The following is a 16,549-nucleotide window of genomic DNA, read 5'->3' on the forward strand; positions in this document are numbered from 1 at the left end:
ACATGACCGACAAGATTGCCTATTCCCGCCATGACGACATCGTCGTGCTGCGCATCGAAAACCCGCCCGTCAACGCGCTGAGCCAAGCCGTGCGGCAGGGGCTGGCCGACGGCATGGACCGTGCCGAGGCCGAAGACGGCGTGCGCGCGGTGATGATCGTGGGCGAGGGCCGCGCCTTCATCGCCGGGGCCGACATCACCGAGTTCGGCAAACCGCCGATGGAGCCGCATCTGCCCAACCTCTGCAACCAGATCGAAGCCTCGCCGCTCTTGGTTGTGGCGTCCATGCATGGCGTGAGCCTTGGCGGCGGTCTCGAAGTGGCGCTTTCGGCGCATTACCGCATCGCCCAACCCTCGGCACGCGTCGGCCTGCCCGAAGTTCATCTTGGCCTCATCCCCGGTGCTGGCGGCACCCAGCGTCTGCCGCGCCTCATTGGCGTTGAACCCGCGCTCGACGCGATCACCACGGGCCGCCATATTAAGGCACCGCAGGCGCTGGAGATGGGCATCGTCGACCGCGTGGAGGAGGGCGATCCGCAGGAGGTCGGTCTCGCCTACGTCCGCGAATTGCTCGACAGCGGTGCCGAGCGTCGCCCGATCTGCGAGATGCCCGCGCCTGCGCCGATCGACTGGGATGCCGCCTATGAAGTGACGCTGAAGAAAGGCCGCGGCCAGATTTCCCCCGCTGAGGCCGTCCGCGCCGTGCAGGCAGGTGTCGAGAAACCCTTCGAAGAGGGCATGAAAGCCGAGCGCCGTATCTTCTCGGAACTGATGAACACCGACCAGCGGCAGGGCATGATCCACGCCTTCTTCTCCGAACGAGCCGTCAGCAACCTGCCCGAGCTGAAAGGCGTCGAGCCGCGCGAACTGAAAGCCATTGGCGTGATCGGCGGCGGCACCATGGGGGCAGGGATCGCTACCGCAGCACTGCTGTCGGGCTTCTCGGTCGTGCTGATCGAGATGAAGGAAGAGGCCGCCAAGGCCGCGCATGAGCGTATCTCGGGCAACCTTCAAGGCGCGCTGAAACGTGGCAAAATCGATCAGGCGAAATTCGATCACCTGACCGGCGACGCCCTCACCGTTTCCACCGAATACGAGAGCCTGTCGGACGTCGATCTGGTCGTCGAAGCGGTGTTCGAGGATATGGACGTGAAAAAGCAGGTCTTCGGCAAGCTCGACGCGGTTTGCAAGCCGGGCTGCGTGCTGGCCTCCAACACCTCCTATCTCGACGTGAACGAGATCGCCGCCAGCACCTCGCGCCCCGAGGACGTGATCGGGCTGCACTTCTTCTCGCCCGCGCATGTGATGAAACTGCTTGAGGTCGTGGTCGCCGACAAGACCGCGAAAGATGTTGTCGCCACGGGCTTTGCGCTCGGGAAAGCGCTCGGCAAGATCAGCGTGCGCGCGGGCGTCTGCGATGGCTTCATCGGCAACCGTATCCTCGCCACCTACCGCACCGCAGCGGACCACATGGTGCTGGACGGCGCCAGCCCCTACAAGATCGACGCGGCGCTTGAGAAGTTTGGCTTTGCCATGGGCCCCTTCGCGGTAGCCGATCTGGCCGGGCTCGACATCGGCTGGGCCACGCGCAAGCGAAAGGCCGCAACGCGCCACCCCGAGGAGCGCGTGCCGACTTATATCGACCGTCTGTGCGAGCAGGGATACTTCGGCCAGAAGACCGGCCAAGGCTACTACATCTACGAGAAGGGCAAACGCGGCGGCACGCCGAACCCTGAGATCACCCGCCTGATCGAGGAAGAGCAAAAGGAACGCGGCATCACCCCGCGTGAATTCACCGAGGCCGAGATCGTGCGCCGCTACATGTGCGCCATGGTCAACGAGGCCGCCAAGGTGCTGGAAGAGGGCATCGCCAAGCGTCCGCTCGACGTGGATATGACGCTGCTCTTCGGCTACGGCTTCCCGCGCTACTGGGGCGGCCCGATGAAATGGGCCGATATTCAGGGCTTGCCCAATGTCCTCGCCGCGATCGAAGGCTTCGCCGAGCAGGACCCGTGGTTCTGGAAGCCCGCGCCGCTGCTGGCCGAACTGGTCAAGACCAACCGCACCTTTGATGATCTGAACAAGGAAGCTGCCAAATGAAACAGGCCGTAATCGTCTCTGCCGTCCGCACCGGGCTGGCCAAATCCTTCCGCGGGTCATTCAACATGACCCACGGTGCCACCATGGGCGGCCATGTCGTCGCCGAGGCCGTCAAACGCTCGGGCGTCGATCCGTCGGCCATCGAAGACGTGATGATCGGCTGCGGCTACCCCGAAGGCGCCACCGGCTCGAACATCGCGCGGCAGATCGCCCTGCGCGCGGGCCTGCCGGTCACCGCCTCGGGCGTCACCGTGAACCGCTTTTGCTCGTCGGGTCTGCAAACCGTCGCCATGGCCGCCAATGCGATCTGCATGGAGGGCGCAGGCCCGATGGTCGCGGGCGGGGTCGAAAGCATCTCGATGATCCAGCCGGATGTGAAATCGGTCAAGGAAGCCTGGCTTCTGGAGCATAAGCCCGAGGTCTATATGGCGATGATCGACACCGCCGACATCGTCGCCAAACGCTATGGCATCTCACGCGAGGATCAGGACGCCTATGGCCTGCGCAGCCAGCAGTTGATTGCCGCAGCGCAAGAGGCCGGTCTCTTTGATGACGAAATCGTCCCGATGCAGACCACCATGGGCGCGCAGGACAAGGAGACCAAGGAGATCTCCACCCGCGAGGTCACCGTGGACCGCGACGAATGCAACCGGCCCGGCACCACGCTCGAAGGGCTTGCGGGTCTGACGCCCGTGCGCGGCGAGGGGGCCTTCATCACCGCGGGCAACGCCAGCCAGCTTTCCGACGGGGCCGCGGCCCTCGTGCTGATGGACAGCAAAGAGGCCGAGCAGCAGGGCCTGCAAGCCATGGGCGCGTTCCGTGGCTTCGCCGTCGCGGGCTGCGAACCTGACGAAATGGGCATCGGCCCGGTCTTTGCCGTGCCGCGTCTCTTGGAACGCCACGGTCTGAGCGTCGATGACATCGACATCTGGGAGTTGAACGAAGCCTTCGCCAGCCAAGCGCTTTACTGCCGCGACAAACTCGGCATCGACCCCGACAAATGCAACGTGAACGGGGGATCCATCGCCATCGGCCACCCCTTCGGCATGACCGGGGCGCGGATGACCGGCCACATCCTGCGCGAAGGCCACCGCCGCGGCGCGAAACTCGGCGTCGTGACGATGTGCATCGGCGGCGGCATGGGGGCGGCTGGCCTCTTCGAAATCTACTAAAGGGGGCCGACATGGACCTGAGCTATACAGACGAAGAACGCGCCTTCCGCGAGGAGGTGCGTCAATTCCTCGCCGAGAAACTGCCCAAGGAACTTTCCGAGAAGGTGCGCCGCGGTCAGGAGCTGACCAAGGACGACCACGAGCGCTGGCACGCGATCCTGAACGACCAAGGCTGGCTGGCGACCAACTGGCCCAAGGAGTTCGGCGGGGCGGCGTGGAATGCCGTGCAGCGCCATATCTTCGAGGAAGAGGCCGCCGCGCATCACGCGCCGCGCATCGTGCCCTTTGGCCTGTCGATGCTGGCCCCGGTGCTGCAAAAATTCGGCTCGAAAGAGCAGCAGGACTACTGGCTGCCGCGGATTCTGTCGGGCGAAGACTGGTGGTGTCAGGGCTATTCCGAGCCGGGCGCGGGGTCGGACCTTGCCTCGCTGAAAACCACAGCGGTGAAGGACGGCGACCACTACATCGTCAACGGCCAGAAGACTTGGACCACGCTGGGCCAACACGCCAACATGATCTTCTGCCTCGTGCGCACAGACAAGGACGTGAAACAGCAAGAGGGCATCTCCTTCCTGCTGATCGACATGGAAACGCCCGGTATCACCGTGCGCCCGATCATCCTGCTGGATGGCGGCGCCGAGGTGAACGAGGTCTTCTTTGACAACGTGAAAGTGCCCGCCGAGAACCTTGTGGGCGAAGAGAACAAGGGCTGGACCTACGCCAAGTACCTGCTGACCCATGAGCGCACCAACATCGCCGGTGTTGGCTTCTCCCAAGCGGGCCTGTCGGCCGTGAAACGCATCGCCAAATCCGAAATGGCCGGGGGCCGCCCGCTGATCGAGAACCCGCATTTCGCCGCCCGTGTGGCGCAGGCGGAGATTGATCTGATGGCGATGGCCACGACCAACCTGCGCATCATCTCCAAGGCTGCAGCCGGGCAGGCACCGGGGGTGGAATCCTCGATGCTCAAGGTTAAAGGCACGATTATCCGTCAGGAAATCAACGATCTGGCGCGCCGTGCGGCTGGCATCTATGCGATGCCCTTCGCCTCGGAAGCGGTGGCAGGCAGCAACGACGCGCTGCCCGACCCGAATGAGGCCGGCCCGGTGGCCGCGCAGTATTTCAACAACCGTAAGCTGTCGATCTTTGGCGGCTCTAACGAAATCCAGCGGCAGATCATCGCCAAGACAACGCTGGGAGGTGCAAAATGAATTTCGACCTGACCGAAGAACGCCAGATGCTGCAAGACAGCCTGCGCCGTTTCCTGCGGGATAAATACGACACCGCCACGCGCAACGGCATTCTGGAAAGCGAAGCAGGCTTCTCTGCTGATATCTGGAACGGCTTGGCCGAATTGGGCGTCATCGGCGCGCTGTTCACCGAAGAGCAGGGCGGCTTTGGCGGCGCGGGTTTCGACATCGCAGTGGTGTTCGAAGAACTGGGCCGCGCCGGTGTGGTCGAGCCGCTGCTCGACAGCGCCGTGCTGGCTGGGGGCTTGATTGCCGATCTGGGCAGTGAAGCGCAGCAGGAGCATATTGAGGCACTGATCGGCGGCGCGTTGCAATTGGCCTTTGCCCATGGCGAGCCGACCAGCCGCTATGACCTTGAGCGCGTCACCACCACTGCGTCGCAAAACGGCGGTGACATCGTGTTGAACGGTCGCAAAGCCGTCGTCGCCAATGCCGAGGCTGCCGATATGCTCGTCGTCTCTGCCCGCGAAAGCGGAGAGGCTGGCGATCAGGCAGGCATTTCGCTGTTCCTTGTGCCAGCGGATACCAAAGGGCTCACCGTCACGGGCTACGCCCTGCTGGCCGGTGGCCGCGCCGCCGAAGTCACGCTGGACGATGTGACTCTGCCCGAAAGCGCCCGCTTGGGCGAGGCTGGCAAGGCGTTTGACGCCATCGAGGCCCGTGTGGCCGTGGCGACCACCGCGCTCTGCGCGGAAACGCTGGGCGCGATGGAAACCGCCTGCGATCTGACCCGCGAATACCTCGGCACCCGCAAGCAGTTTGGCCGCCCGATCGGCAGCTTCCAAGCGCTGGCGCACCGCATGTCGGACCTGCTGATTGACCTCGAACAGGCCCGCTCTGCCGTGATCAATGCCGCAGGCCATCTGGCTGACGACCGCGCCAGCCGCGAGCGTCACGTCTCAGCCGCAAAGAACCTGATGGGCCGCGTGGGCCGTCTGGTGGCCGAAGACACGATCCAGATGCACGGCGGCATCGCCATGACGCAGGAGTACGAACTGGCCCATATCGCCAAGCGCATCACCATGGCGGATCACCGCTTTGGCGACATTGACCATCATCTGGAGCGGTTCATTGCACTATCCGCCGCATGAGGCACCGACCAGCGGGGTTCAACAGCTGATCGGGTTTCAACCCGACCTGTCGAACCCCGATGGCAGCACCCGCGTGACGCTCGATATCGGCCCACAGCACCTGAATGTCTCGGGCGTGCTGCACGGGGGGCTGCATACGTTGCTCTTGGATGTGGCCACGGGCTTTGCCTGCGCGCGGCACTGTGCGATGAGCGGGCCTTTCGTGCCGATGCTGACCCTGTCGCTGACCACCGATTACATCTTGGCGGTGCGCGAGGGCCAAGTCGTTGCCACGGGGCGCGTCACGGGCGGGGGGTACAAAATCCTCTATGCCGAGGCGCAGTTGCATGATGCCGAGGGCAAGCTGCTATCGCGCGCGACAGGCGTATTCAAAAGGGCAAAAACATGAGCGCACGTATCGAAGATCGCGGTGATCGGTTGATCGTCTGGAACGGCAATGCCGAGAAGCGCGGTGCACTGACGCCAGAGCTTTATGAGGCGATTGCAGAGGCGATGCGGATGGCCGAAGACCCGCGCATCCGCGCGGTGATCCTCACTTCTGAGGGGCGCTTTTTCTGTGCGGGGGGCGACCTTAACGTGCTGATCGAACGTCGCAAATTGACCGAGGCCGAACGCCGCGAGCGGGTGGACGGTCTGCATGATCTTGTCCGCGCCATGCGCGCCTGCCCGGTGCCTGTGATTGCGGCTATCGAAGGCGGTGCTGCTGGCGCTGGCCTGTCTCTGGCGCTGGCCTGCGACATGATCGTGGCTTGCGAAGAGGCGCAGTTTACTGCCGCCTATGTGAAGGCTGGTCTGGTGCCTGACGCGGGGCTTACCGCGTCGCTTGCCCGGCTGTTGCCGCGGCCCTTGTCGATGGAGATGTGCCTTTTGGGCCGTCCTGTCATGGCAATGCGCTTTGCGGAACTGGGCGCGGTGAACCGCATCTGCGCCAACGGCAAAGCCTTGGACGAAGCGCTGATGCTGGCCGATACGCTGGCCGCTGGCCCGCGTGCGGCGCAAGCTGTGATCCGACAGTTGGTGGCGCAAGCCTATGAGACCGAAGAGGCCGATCAGCTTGATGCTGAGCGCAACGCCATGGCGCATGCCGCCGGCGGGGATGAGGCCGCCGAAGGGATCGCGGCCTTTTTGGATAAACGTAAGCCCCGGTTTTAAACCGGGCGGCGACACTCGGAGGAGGGCGTCGCAGATAGGCAGGAGGAGACACCCATGAATGCCAGGGTACAGGATTTTCTAGCTGAGCAATTGGCGACCCGACCAGAGGCACCCGCGCTGAGCGATCCCAGCGGTGCCGCGTGGAGCTACGCCGATCTGGACCGTGCGCGCGTGGCATTGGCCGCTGAGTTGCGCAGCGCGGGTGTGCAGGCGGGCGACCGCGTGCTTTTGATGGTGGAAAACTGTGTTTCCGCCGTTGCCGGCCTCTATGCCGCGTGGGAGTTGAACGCGGTGGCGATCCCCGTCAATGCCCGCCAGACCGAGGCCGAAGTCACCCGCATCATCGATCACGCCACCCCGGCAGCGGTGCTGCTGACCTGCGATGTCTCGCCCGAAGCGGCGGCCCACGCGGCGCGGCTGAATGCGCGCGAGATTGCGGGCGATTTCGGCAGCTTGCATTTGGCCACGCCACAGCCCAGCAGCCCGGACGCCGATCTGCATGATGTGGCTGTGCTGCTTTATACCACCGGCACCACGGGCGATCCTAAGGGCGTGATGCTGACCCATTCCAACCTGCGTTTCGGCGCGCGGGCCTCGGCGGATTTGCGGCAGATGCTGCCCGGCGATGTGGTCTATGGCGTCTTGCCGATGACCCATGTTTTCGGGTTGGTTTCTGTGTTGATGGCGGCAGTGAGCGCGGGGGCAAAGGTGCGGCAGGAGTCGCGTTTCTCGGCGGCGAAGCTCCACGCGGCGACCCACGAAGACGTGACGATCCTGCCAGCGGTGCCGCAGATGCACGCGCTGGTGATGCAATACTCCCGCGAGGGTGGCATGGCGAAACTGGCCAGCCCCACGCTGCGCTATGTTTCATCAGGCGGTGCACCGCTGGACCCGGCGTGGAAACGCAAGGCCGAGGCGTTCTACGAACTACCTCTACAAAACGGCTTTGGCATGACCGAGACATGCTCGGGCGCCTCCGCCACCACCAACGCGCTTGGCTCGCCCGATACGTCGGTCGGACCGGTCACGCCGGGCACCGAATGCAAGATCGACGACCAAGCCCCCGGCGGCAATGGCGCGGGCGAAGGTGAGGTGCTGGTGCGCGGCCCGCATGTGATGAAAGGCTACTACCGGAACCCGACCGAAACCGACAAAGCCATCGACGCCGAGGGCTGGCTGCACACCGGCGATCTGGGCAAGCTCGATGAGAATGGGCGGTTGCACATCCTCGGGCGCAGCAAGGAATTGATCATCCACGGCGGTTTCAACGTTTATCCACCCGAGGTCGAAGCCGCGTTGAACGATCACCCGCGCGTGGTGCAATCGGCCGTGGTCGGACGGCGGCGCGAAGGCGACGAAGAGGTGCTGGCCTTCGTGCAGGTGGCACCGGGGGACGAGGTGACCGCAGAAGAGTTGCGCAGTTTCGTCAAAGAGCGGCTGACCGGCTACAAACGCCCGTCGCAGATTATCGTGGCGACCGATTTGCCCGCAGCGCCCACCGGCAAGATCCTGAAGCACCGCCTGCTGACGGCTTTCGCCGATCAACTGGCGTGACAGCGCGGGGCGCAGAGGCGCCCCGCATTTCTATCAGACGTAGGTGCCTTCGGCGGCGGCGCGGATCGCGCGGATGTTCTCGCCGTAAGGCGCGGGGTCGCTGACCGAGCCGCCCTTGAAAACGGCGGATCCCGCCACCAGCACATCGGCTCCGGCCTGCGCCACCAGCGGCGCGGTCTTGGGGTCGACGCCGCCGTCGATCTCAATATGCACGGGCCGGTCGCCGATCAACGCGCGCAATTCGCGGATTTTGGCTGTCATGTCGATGAACTTCTGCCCGCCGAAGCCGGGGTTCACGGTCATCACACAGATCAGGTCGACCATATCGAGCAGCTCGGCCACCGCGCTGGCTGGCGTGCCGGGGTTGAGTGCCACACCCGCCTTCGCGCCCGCGCCGCGGATCGCCTGAAGCGTGCGGTGGATATGGGGGGTGGCCTCGACATGGGCGGTGATCACATCGGCGCCCGCCTTGGCAAAGGCTTCGATATAGGGATCGACCGGGGCGATCATCAGATGCACGTCCATCACGCCCTTGATGTGGGGCCGGATCGCCGCGCAGGTGGCGGGGCCGAAGGTGATGTTGGGCACGAAATGCCCGTCCATCACGTCCACATGCACCCAGTCCGCGCCTTGGGCCTCAATGGCTTCGCATTCGGCACCGAAGTTGGCGAAATCGGCGGCGAGGATGGAGGGGGCGATCTTGGTCGAACGGTCGAATGTCATGGGGCAGCCCTTTGTTGCAGAGGTTGGCTTCTCTTAACGGCTGCGCGCTTTTTGCGAAAGGGGTTAGAGATCGAGTTCCAGTACGCCGCCTGCCTCTGCCGCGCGGGACTGGCAGAGGATGATCGCGCCTTCGCGCTGCTTGGCGGAGAGCACGAAGTCGCGGTGTTCGACCGCGCCGCCCCGCAGGCCGCATTTACAGACGCCGCAGATGCCATCGCTGCATTTCAGATCGACAGGCACCCCCGCCGCGATCAGCGCGTCGGCGGCGGTTTCTTCGGCTGAGACGGCGATCTCACGGCCAGAGCTGAGTTTCAGCGTGAAGGGGTGATTGACGTAATCCGGCACCTCGGGGGTTGAGAAATACTCCAGATGCCGCGCGTCTTCGGGGATGCCAGCGGCCTCGGCGGCGGCCATGACCGATTGCATGTAGGCGTCCGCGCCGCAGGTGTAGACATGGGCGCCCGGTACGGCGTGATCCATGATGGCGGGCAGGTCGGCGCGGGTGCTCTCAGACGAGACATGTAGGTGAACGCGGTCGGCCCAAGGGGCCTGCGCGAGTTCCTCGGCAAAGGCCGCCGCTTCCCGGTAGGAGGCGGAGTAATGCAGATCAAAGGGCCGCCCAAGGGCGTGCAGGCGATGGGCAAAGGCGATCATCGGCGTGATACCAATGCCGCCGCCCATGAGCAGACTATGCGGCGCGTCCTCGACCAGTTCAAAGTGGTTCACCGGCTTGCCGACAAAGATGCGCCGCCCTTTGGTGAAGACCCGGTGCAGCAGGGCTGATCCGCCCCGGCCCGCGTCCTCGCGCAGTACCGCGATGCGATAGCGTTTGCGGTCAGTTGGATCACCCAGCAGGGAATAGGGGCGCAGGAATTCGGGCGCGACGACTAGATCGAGATGCGCGCCAGCGGTCCATGCAGGCAGGTCGTGGCCCTCGGGGTGGGCGATGTCATACAGGGCGGTGGTGGCGTTCAGACGGGTGACTTGCGTGATGCGCAGATCAAGGACCGGGGTGTCGTTGCCGACCTTGTAGAGATGCAAATGGTCGGTCTCGCCCGCTGCGGTTTTGCGGCGGTGTTCATCGGCGCTCAGCAGGGCCGCATGGGCGGCAATCCCGGCCTCGCGGTTCATCGGATCGGGGTAGGGCCATGGGTGCGGGGCCAGCGGGGCAGGATAGACGGCGAGGGTTTGATCTTCGAACTTGAGGTCGAGATCGGGTTGCAGATCACGGGCGTTCACTGGCTGGGCAGGCGTGTCGAACTGGCCCGAGGGTTTGCGCTCGATGTCCCACCACCACTTTTTGACCGGGTTCAGGCGGCCTTTGCCGACCTTGTCATCCAGCTTGGCCAGCAGTGGTGCGGCGGCGGGGATGTTGGAGGCGGCCCAGCGGAAGGGGGCCTCGGCGAAGAGCCCTTCAAGGTTCCACGGGCAGGTCTTCATGCAACGCCCGCACATCGCGCCGCCTTGGTTGGTGATCCGGTAGGTGGCACATTTCTGGCTGTCAGATTTCCAGATTTCATAGCCGTTGAACATTTTTTTCGGCCCGGCGGTGATCGCCCCCGAGGGGCACTCGCGGGCGCATTTGTTGCAGGCTTCGCAGAACTTTTGCAGACCAAAGTCGATGGGCTTGTCATGGGCGACCGGCAGGGTGGTGGTGACCACGCCGGATTTCAGACGCGGGCCGAGGAACGGGTTCAGGATGACTTCACCAATCCGCGACACTTCGCCCAGTCCCGCCAGCAACAGCAGCGGCGGTTGCAGCACATCGCCATCCATCACCGTATGCGCTTTGGCCGCGTGGCCCAAGTTGCGCAGGTGCTGCGCCATCACGCCGCCCAACATTGAAAACCGCAGATAGGCCCGCATGGATTGCGACACGGCGATCCAATCGTCGCCCGAAGACCCCTCCATCGTGTCAAAGCCTTGGTCGATGATGAGGCTCAGCGCTTGGTCATGCGGCGGGGTGATCGGGGTGCCGGTGGCATCATGGCTGTACCATGTCCAATCGGGGCAGGCCGAGAGGCCCGCAGCATCGGACCCCAGAAAATAGCTCGCTGCCTTGAGGTTCGCGGCATTGCGGGCGCTGTCTGTCATCGCAGGGGCGGCATCGTTCACTGGCCCATCTTGCAGCAAGATCAGAGCGCCCAGCAAGCGGCGCTGCGCGGCGGAGGGGGCGGATTTTACCACATGGTGCCCGCCTTTCATGGCGTTCTGCACCTTTGGCCCCATGTCGCCGAACTGCCCGCGTGCGAAAAGATCGCCGCGTTTCGGCACGCGCGGGACATTGGGCGCGTCAATGTAGGTGGTGGGTTCGTCCACCCGTTTTAGCGTCTCAAACGGATGCGGCCCTGCGGCATACTCGCGCCGCGCGTAGGGGTCGACATCGCGGGCGCTGACCCCGCCATGGGTGCCAAGCTGCCAATGCGGGCCTTTGAGCACCGACCACTGTTGTTCGGAGAACGGGGCGAGTGGCATATCGGGCGCGAGGTCCATGTCGGTGGTAACAACCGCCAACCCGAAGCGTGGACCGATCCACGGGGCCTGCAGTGTGTTGTCTTCCCAAACCGCCAGGCCCGCCGCCACGGCCAGTTGGCCGAGGTTCACATCGGCGGTGGTGGCGGAATGCACCTTGGCCGCGAAGCCCAACTGACGGATGTATTCGGCCAGCACCGTGGCGTTCTCGGTGCCGCGTAGGCAGGCGCGCTCGGCTTGGGCGTCGATGATCCAATCGCTACCCGGCTCACCCGCGCGCGGATCGCGGGGATAGGCGGTGAGGACCACCAGCGCGTGGCTGTGAGTATCGATCGAGGTCTCGGGCGCGTCCACCGCATCGCGCAGGTTCGCCATGATGACATCCACTCCGGCGGCGAGCGTCTTGGTCTGGCGGCTGCGCAGACCTTCGGCCAATTGCGCGGTGCCTTCGCTGCGCCGGGGCGTGGCTAGATGCGCCTCTTGTGGCAGAGCGCAGACGCCCATCATCGAGGCATCGTTGTAATAGCCAAAAGATTTGAGGTGGTTGGCGCGTTCCACCGGGCTGTCGGGGATCACCGCGCCTGCGGTGTTGATCGGCCCATCCCGAAGCACGTCCATCATCGCCTGAAAGGGCGCCATGGCGTTGCAGATGCTCTGCGGCGTCTCGGGCCGCTCAAAACGCAGCACCGGCATGGGCGCGCCCGGCAGTTGGTCATGGGGTGCATGCAGCCGGCGCAGCCGCTCCAACGGGAAGGGGCCTAGGTGCATGGGGCGGGTCTTGGATGAAAAGAGCTTCATGGCAAATCGATGCCATGCTTTGAAATGAGATGCCAGTCCTGGTTGTGGTCGCTGAGGGCGCTCTCGCTTGACTTTCGGCGCAGCCGCCGACCATCCTGCGGCAAAATTGGAGGAGTGAGATCATGACCCTGTTCAACCGCCGTCAGGCCATCGCAACCTTGGGTGCCGCAACCGCTGTGGGGCTGGCGGCTCCGGCGCTGGCGCAGAACCGTAAGATCACCGTGGGCGCGCTGCGCTTTACCAGCCACGCGGGCAGCTTTGTCGGCTTTGAACGGGACTATTTCAAAGAGGCCGGGCTGGACGTTGAACTGCGCTTTTTCGAGGCCGCGCAGCCGATGGCCGTGGCGATTGCCAGCGGCGATGTGGACTATGCGATCACCGCGATTTCGGGCGGTCTGGTATCCTTGGCGCAAAAGGGCGCGGTCAAGGTTATCGGCGGCGGTCTGCAAGAAGAGCCGGGCATCGACGGACAGAAGTTCCTCGTCTCCGACGCGGCCTATCAAGCGGGCATCACCGCGCCGGGCATGTTGGATGGCAAAAGCTTTGGCATGACGCAGGCGGGATCGTCCTTCCACTACATGGGCGCCAAAATGGCCGAGGCCGAGGGGATTGAGCTGAAGTTCAAGCCGCTGCAAAAGGTCGGCGCGGTGATTGGTGCGCTGAAGTCTGGCCAGATCGACGCATGGTCGATCGTGCCGCATATCGCCAAGCCGCTGGCCGGGTCGGGTGCCGTTCATATCATCGGCGATGTGGCGACATATCTGCCGGATTATCAGGTGACGACCGTCTTCACCTCGTCCAAGAACGCCAGCGATGAGCAGGAGATGACCAGGAATTTCCTTGCGGGCTATTCCAAAGGTGTCGCCGACTATAACGCCGCTATGATCGCCAAGGACGGCGGCGATGCGGGCGTGGATGAGATGGTCGATCTGATCCATAATTACGTCTACACCGACCGCCCGCGCGACAAGGCGGCGCCGTCGATCATCAACGGCACCATGCGTCTGAACGAAGGTGCCAAGCTGAACGTCGCCTCTGTGCGCGACCAGTTAGAGTGGTTCCAGTCCGAAGGGCTGGTCGACAGCGACATCACGCTGGAGACGTTGGTCGACACATCCTATGTCGAGACGGCGGGCAGCTAAGCGCGCCACTGGCGTTTTGAAGTCATTCTAAAAGGCGCGTTCGAAATGGGCGCGCCTTTGTTTTTGGCCGCGCGCAGGGGCGATTTTGGGCGGGCGTGACTGGCAATGCCGCCCCGTAAAGATACCTTTGAAGCTGATACAGGGCCAAGCCCCTGACCAGTAGACGGGAACGTTCAGTGAGCGACGGCAGCTTTTTCACCCTAAACGGCTATCATTTCGCCTTGGGGGCCGTCGGGGCGGTTGTCATCCTTGCTCATTGGTTGCCGCGATTTGTCAGCCGACGCGAGCCTGCGGCATCGGGGCTTTTGATCCTTTTGGGCATGGGTATTTTCGCCCTTGTCCCCGGTATGCCGATATTCCCCGACCCCCGCATCTATCCCTTCCCGTGGGAGATGGTGTCAGAGCTTTGCGTGATCGTCGCCTTATTCGCGACGGGGCTGCGCATTGATAAACTCTCGGATTGGTCCCGCTGGGGGCCGACGGCGCGGCTCTTGGCGCTGACCATGCCACTGACGATCCTATCGGTCGCGCTGATGGGCTGGGCCTTTGCGGGGATGACCGCGGCGGGCGCGATCCTCTTGGGCGCGGTGATGGCCCCGACCGATCCGGTTCTGGCCGCCGATGTGCAGGTCGGCCCGCCGCATGAGGGGGGCGAGCATCCGGTGCGTTTCGCGCTGACGACCGAGGCGGCGCTGAACGACGGCTTGGCCTTCCCCTTTGTCTATCTCGGGATTTTGGTCGCGGCTGAGGGATTGGCCCCGGCGGCTTGGGGTGTAGAGTGGCTGGCGCGCGATGTCTTTTGGCGCATTGCTGTCGGCACCGCCATGGGTGCTGCGGGCGGTTGGGCCTTGGGGCAGGTGTTGTTCGTTGTGCCGCGCAAGGCGGTTCTGGCGGATACCTCCTCAGGGGTGGTGGCCTTGGCCGGGGTGCTTTTGTGCTATGGCACGACGGAATTGGTCGAAGGCTATGGCTTTATCGCTGTGGCGGTGGCCGGTCTGGTGATCCGACGGGTTGAGGCGGACCATGAATTCCACCGCCGTTTGCATGACTTCACCGCTGCTGTTGAGCACGCCCTAACGGCGCTGCTGCTGGTGGCGATTGGCGCGGTGCTGCCTGCCTTGCTGGCTGATTTGACCCTCGCCGGTGGGGTGATCGTGCTGGCATTGATCTTTATCGTACGCCCTTTGGCGGGGTGGGTGGCGCTTTTGGGATCGCCGCTTGAGGCGCGCCCCCGCTGGGTCGTGGCGCTCTATGGCATTCGGGGGATCGGGTCGGTCTACTACCTCGCCTATGCGGCCGGGAAGGTGGAATTTCTGGACGAAGAGACGCTTTGGGCGATGGTGGGGTTCGCGATCCTTGTGTCGACCTTAGTGCATGGGTTTACCGCCGGGATCGCGGTGGACGGGCTGCGCGGGAAAGAGGGTGAGCAGCCTTAAGCGCGCCACCTGCGACGGGCGGCTGTCCTAGTATGCGGATCGCACATTGCACGCGCGGCGTTTTTGCTGAAAAAGGGCGGTATGGACCTCAAGCTTTCCTCTGTCAGCCATTACTATGGCGATACCCAAGTGCTGCGTGACATCACGCTCGACATTCCCTCCGGCCAGATCGTTTGCATCGTTGGCCCCTCCGGCTGTGGCAAGTCTACCCTGCTGCGCATGCTCGGCGGGTTGGAGCGGCCCAGCGAAGGCCGGGTGCTGCAAATGGGCGATGCGCCGGAGGGCTGTCTGAACCCGCTGACCTATATTTTTCAGGATTTCGCCCTGCTGCCGTGGCGCACGGTGCGCGGCAATGTGGCGCTGGTTCTGGAGGATCATGGGCTGGGCAAGGCGCAGCGCGAGGCGATCATCGCCGATGTGCTGGCGCGGACCAAGCTGACCGATTTTGCAGATGCCCTGCCCAAACAGCTTTCGGGCGGGATGAAGCAGCGTGTGGCGATCGCCCGCGCACTGGCGGTGAACCCTGCGGTGATGCTGATGGATGAGCCCCTAAGCGCGCTCGACAGCCAGACCCGCGAATTGTTGATGGATGACCTCGTGGCGCTTTGGACGCGGCAGCCTTTCACGGCGGTCTATGTGACCCACAACCTCGCCGAAGCGGTGCGGCTGGGGCATAAGATCGTCGTGCTCTCGCGCCGTCCGGGTGAACTGCGCGAGGTGGTGGAGCTAGACATGCCCTTGGCCGAGCGGCGTCACGGCGATCCGGTGCTGGAGGCCCAACAACAGCACCTATGGGGGCTGATGCGCGATGAGGCTGCGGCGGCGGATGCGGAGTTGATCGATGGCTGAGATGACAGATGCAAATGCCCGCGAGGTCACTTTTCGAGGCGGTGGTTTCCAGCCCGGCACGCGGCGGGGCGTGGGGCTTGCGGTCTTCGTGGTGCTGATCCTGCTGGCGGAATGGGGCACGCGCAGCGGCTTTATCTCGGCCCTGACGCTGCCTCGGCCCAGCGATGTGTTGCTAACGTTTCAAGAGCTTTATCAGTCGGGGATGTTGTTCAAACACCTCGGCCCCTCGTTGACCCGACTGGCCGTGGGCGCGCTGATCGGTGCCTCGCTGGGGATCGGGATTGGGGTGCTGATCGGGCTGTTCTCGTTGGCACGCGCGGGGTTGGTGCCCTTGGTGGCGGCGATTTTCCCCATCCCCAAGATCGCGCTTCTGCCGCTGTTTGTGATTTGGTTTGGCATTGATGAGGCGAGTAAATACGCGCTCATCGCCTTTGGCACCTTCACGCCCACGGTGGTCGCCACCTATGCGGCAGTGGACAACGTGGACCGGGTGCTGATCCGGATGGGGCAGAGTTTCGGCCTCGGCTGGTGGTCGATTGTTTCAAAAATCGTGGTGCCCGGCGCGATGCCGGGGATCCTGTCGGGGCTGCGGATTTCGCTGACGATTGCGATTATTCTGTTGGTGGCGGCTGAGATGCTGGGCGCGGAATATGGGATCGGAGCGTATATTTTGCAGGCGGGGAGTCTGTATGATTTGGAGCGCCTGTTTGCAGGCGTGGTGATCCTGTCGCTGCTGGGCGTTGCGGTGTCTTCCGTGGTGGCTTTCGTTGAACGGCGTGTGTTGAACTGGCGGGTCTGAGGGTTTCGGAAG

The 16,549-nt window shown here is 63.9% G+C and carries 13 protein-coding genes; 11 read left to right on the top strand and 2 right to left on the bottom strand.

The window, feature by feature from the left end; genetic code table 11:
- The first annotated feature begins 2 nt into the window (after positions 1-2).
- The 7 genes from BM229_RS13300 to BM229_RS13330 are packed head-to-tail and all read left to right on the top strand — an operon-like array spanning position 3 to position 8,318.
- Positions 3-2,099, top strand: coding sequence for a 3-hydroxyacyl-CoA dehydrogenase NAD-binding domain-containing protein (locus BM229_RS13300; protein ID WP_093928135.1), 2,097 nt, complete (start codon positions 3-5; stop codon positions 2,097-2,099).
- The gene (locus BM229_RS13305) at positions 2,096-3,271 is read left to right on the top strand and encodes an acetyl-CoA C-acyltransferase (RefSeq protein ID WP_093928136.1); all 1,176 of its coding nucleotides are present in this window, start codon (positions 2,096-2,098) and stop codon (positions 3,269-3,271) included. The genes BM229_RS13300 and BM229_RS13305 overlap by 4 nt, the downstream gene beginning before the upstream one ends.
- 11 nt (positions 3,272-3,282) lie before the next feature.
- On the top strand, positions 3,283-4,482 hold the full coding sequence (locus BM229_RS13310) for an acyl-CoA dehydrogenase family protein (RefSeq protein WP_093928137.1): 1,200 nt from the start codon (positions 3,283-3,285) through the stop codon (positions 4,480-4,482).
- A complete protein-coding gene (locus tag BM229_RS13315; protein WP_093928138.1) occupies positions 4,479-5,612 on the top strand; it encodes an acyl-CoA dehydrogenase family protein in 1,134 nt (377 codons plus the stop codon). The genes BM229_RS13310 and BM229_RS13315 overlap by 4 nt, the downstream gene beginning before the upstream one ends.
- On the top strand, positions 5,593-6,000 hold the full coding sequence (locus BM229_RS13320; protein WP_093928139.1) for a PaaI family thioesterase: 408 nt from the start codon (positions 5,593-5,595) through the stop codon (positions 5,998-6,000). Before BM229_RS13315 ends, BM229_RS13320 begins: the two co-directional genes overlap by 20 nt.
- Entirely contained in the window at positions 5,997-6,764 is a 768-nt protein-coding gene (locus BM229_RS13325; protein ID WP_093928140.1) for an oxepin-CoA hydrolase, alternative type, read from the top strand. The genes BM229_RS13320 and BM229_RS13325 overlap by 4 nt, the downstream gene beginning before the upstream one ends.
- A 54-nt stretch (positions 6,765-6,818) precedes the next feature.
- Positions 6,819-8,318, top strand: coding sequence for a class I adenylate-forming enzyme family protein (locus tag BM229_RS13330; RefSeq protein WP_093928141.1), 1,500 nt, complete (start codon positions 6,819-6,821; stop codon positions 8,316-8,318).
- Positions 8,319-8,351: 33 nt separating this feature from the next.
- Here the strand turns inward: BM229_RS13330 and rpe are convergent, their stop codons facing one another.
- Together rpe and BM229_RS13340 are read right to left on the bottom strand one after the other, a co-directional pair.
- Positions 8,352-9,041, bottom strand: a complete 690-nt coding sequence (gene rpe / locus BM229_RS13335; RefSeq protein ID WP_093928142.1) for a ribulose-phosphate 3-epimerase — start codon at positions 9,039-9,041, stop codon at positions 8,352-8,354.
- Positions 9,042-9,104: 63 nt separating this feature from the next.
- On the bottom strand, positions 9,105-12,311 hold the full coding sequence (locus BM229_RS13340) for a 4Fe-4S dicluster domain-containing protein (RefSeq protein WP_093928143.1): 3,207 nt from the start codon (positions 12,309-12,311) through the stop codon (positions 9,105-9,107).
- Positions 12,312-12,433: 122 nt separating this feature from the next.
- Between BM229_RS13340 and BM229_RS13345 the strand changes: the two genes are divergently transcribed.
- The 4 genes from BM229_RS13345 (at position 12,434) to BM229_RS13360 (ending at position 16,537) form a co-directional block, all read left to right on the top strand.
- A complete protein-coding gene (locus BM229_RS13345) occupies positions 12,434-13,453 on the top strand; it encodes an ABC transporter substrate-binding protein (protein WP_093928144.1) in 1,020 nt (339 codons plus the stop codon).
- Between the two features lie 176 nt (positions 13,454-13,629).
- Positions 13,630-14,889, top strand: coding sequence for a cation:proton antiporter (locus tag BM229_RS13350; RefSeq protein WP_093928145.1), 1,260 nt, complete (start codon positions 13,630-13,632; stop codon positions 14,887-14,889).
- Between the two features lie 81 nt (positions 14,890-14,970).
- A complete protein-coding gene (locus BM229_RS13355) occupies positions 14,971-15,738 on the top strand; it encodes an ABC transporter ATP-binding protein (RefSeq protein ID WP_093928146.1) in 768 nt (255 codons plus the stop codon).
- Entirely contained in the window at positions 15,731-16,537 is an 807-nt protein-coding gene (locus tag BM229_RS13360) for an ABC transporter permease (RefSeq protein ID WP_208604083.1), read from the top strand. The genes BM229_RS13355 and BM229_RS13360 overlap by 8 nt, the downstream gene beginning before the upstream one ends.
- Positions 16,538-16,549: the final 12 nt, after the last annotated feature.

Origin of the sequence: Sulfitobacter dubius (assembly GCF_900113435.1) — a bacterium.
In the GTDB taxonomy this organism is placed as follows: domain Bacteria; phylum Pseudomonadota; class Alphaproteobacteria; order Rhodobacterales; family Rhodobacteraceae; genus Sulfitobacter; species Sulfitobacter dubius.

Coding starts and splice junctions, on each gene's coding strand:
- BM229_RS13300 (WP_093928135.1), top strand. CDS start 3: ATGACCGACAAGATTGCCTATTCCCGCCATGACGACATCGTCGTGCTG.
- BM229_RS13305 (WP_093928136.1), top strand. CDS start 2,096: ATGAAACAGGCCGTAATCGTCTCTGCCGTCCGCACCGGGCTGGCCAAA.
- BM229_RS13310 (WP_093928137.1), top strand. CDS start 3,283: ATGGACCTGAGCTATACAGACGAAGAACGCGCCTTCCGCGAGGAGGTG.
- BM229_RS13315 (WP_093928138.1), top strand. CDS start 4,479: ATGAATTTCGACCTGACCGAAGAACGCCAGATGCTGCAAGACAGCCTG.
- BM229_RS13325 (WP_093928140.1), top strand. CDS start 5,997: ATGAGCGCACGTATCGAAGATCGCGGTGATCGGTTGATCGTCTGGAAC.
- BM229_RS13330 (WP_093928141.1), top strand. CDS start 6,819: ATGAATGCCAGGGTACAGGATTTTCTAGCTGAGCAATTGGCGACCCGA.
- rpe (WP_093928142.1), bottom strand. CDS start 9,041: ATGACATTCGACCGTTCGACCAAGATCGCCCCCTCCATCCTCGCCGCC.
- BM229_RS13340 (WP_093928143.1), bottom strand. CDS start 12,311: ATGAAGCTCTTTTCATCCAAGACCCGCCCCATGCACCTAGGCCCCTTC.
- BM229_RS13345 (WP_093928144.1), top strand. CDS start 12,434: ATGACCCTGTTCAACCGCCGTCAGGCCATCGCAACCTTGGGTGCCGCA.
- BM229_RS13355 (WP_093928146.1), top strand. CDS start 14,971: ATGGACCTCAAGCTTTCCTCTGTCAGCCATTACTATGGCGATACCCAA.
- BM229_RS13360 (WP_208604083.1), top strand. CDS start 15,731: ATGGCTGAGATGACAGATGCAAATGCCCGCGAGGTCACTTTTCGAGGC.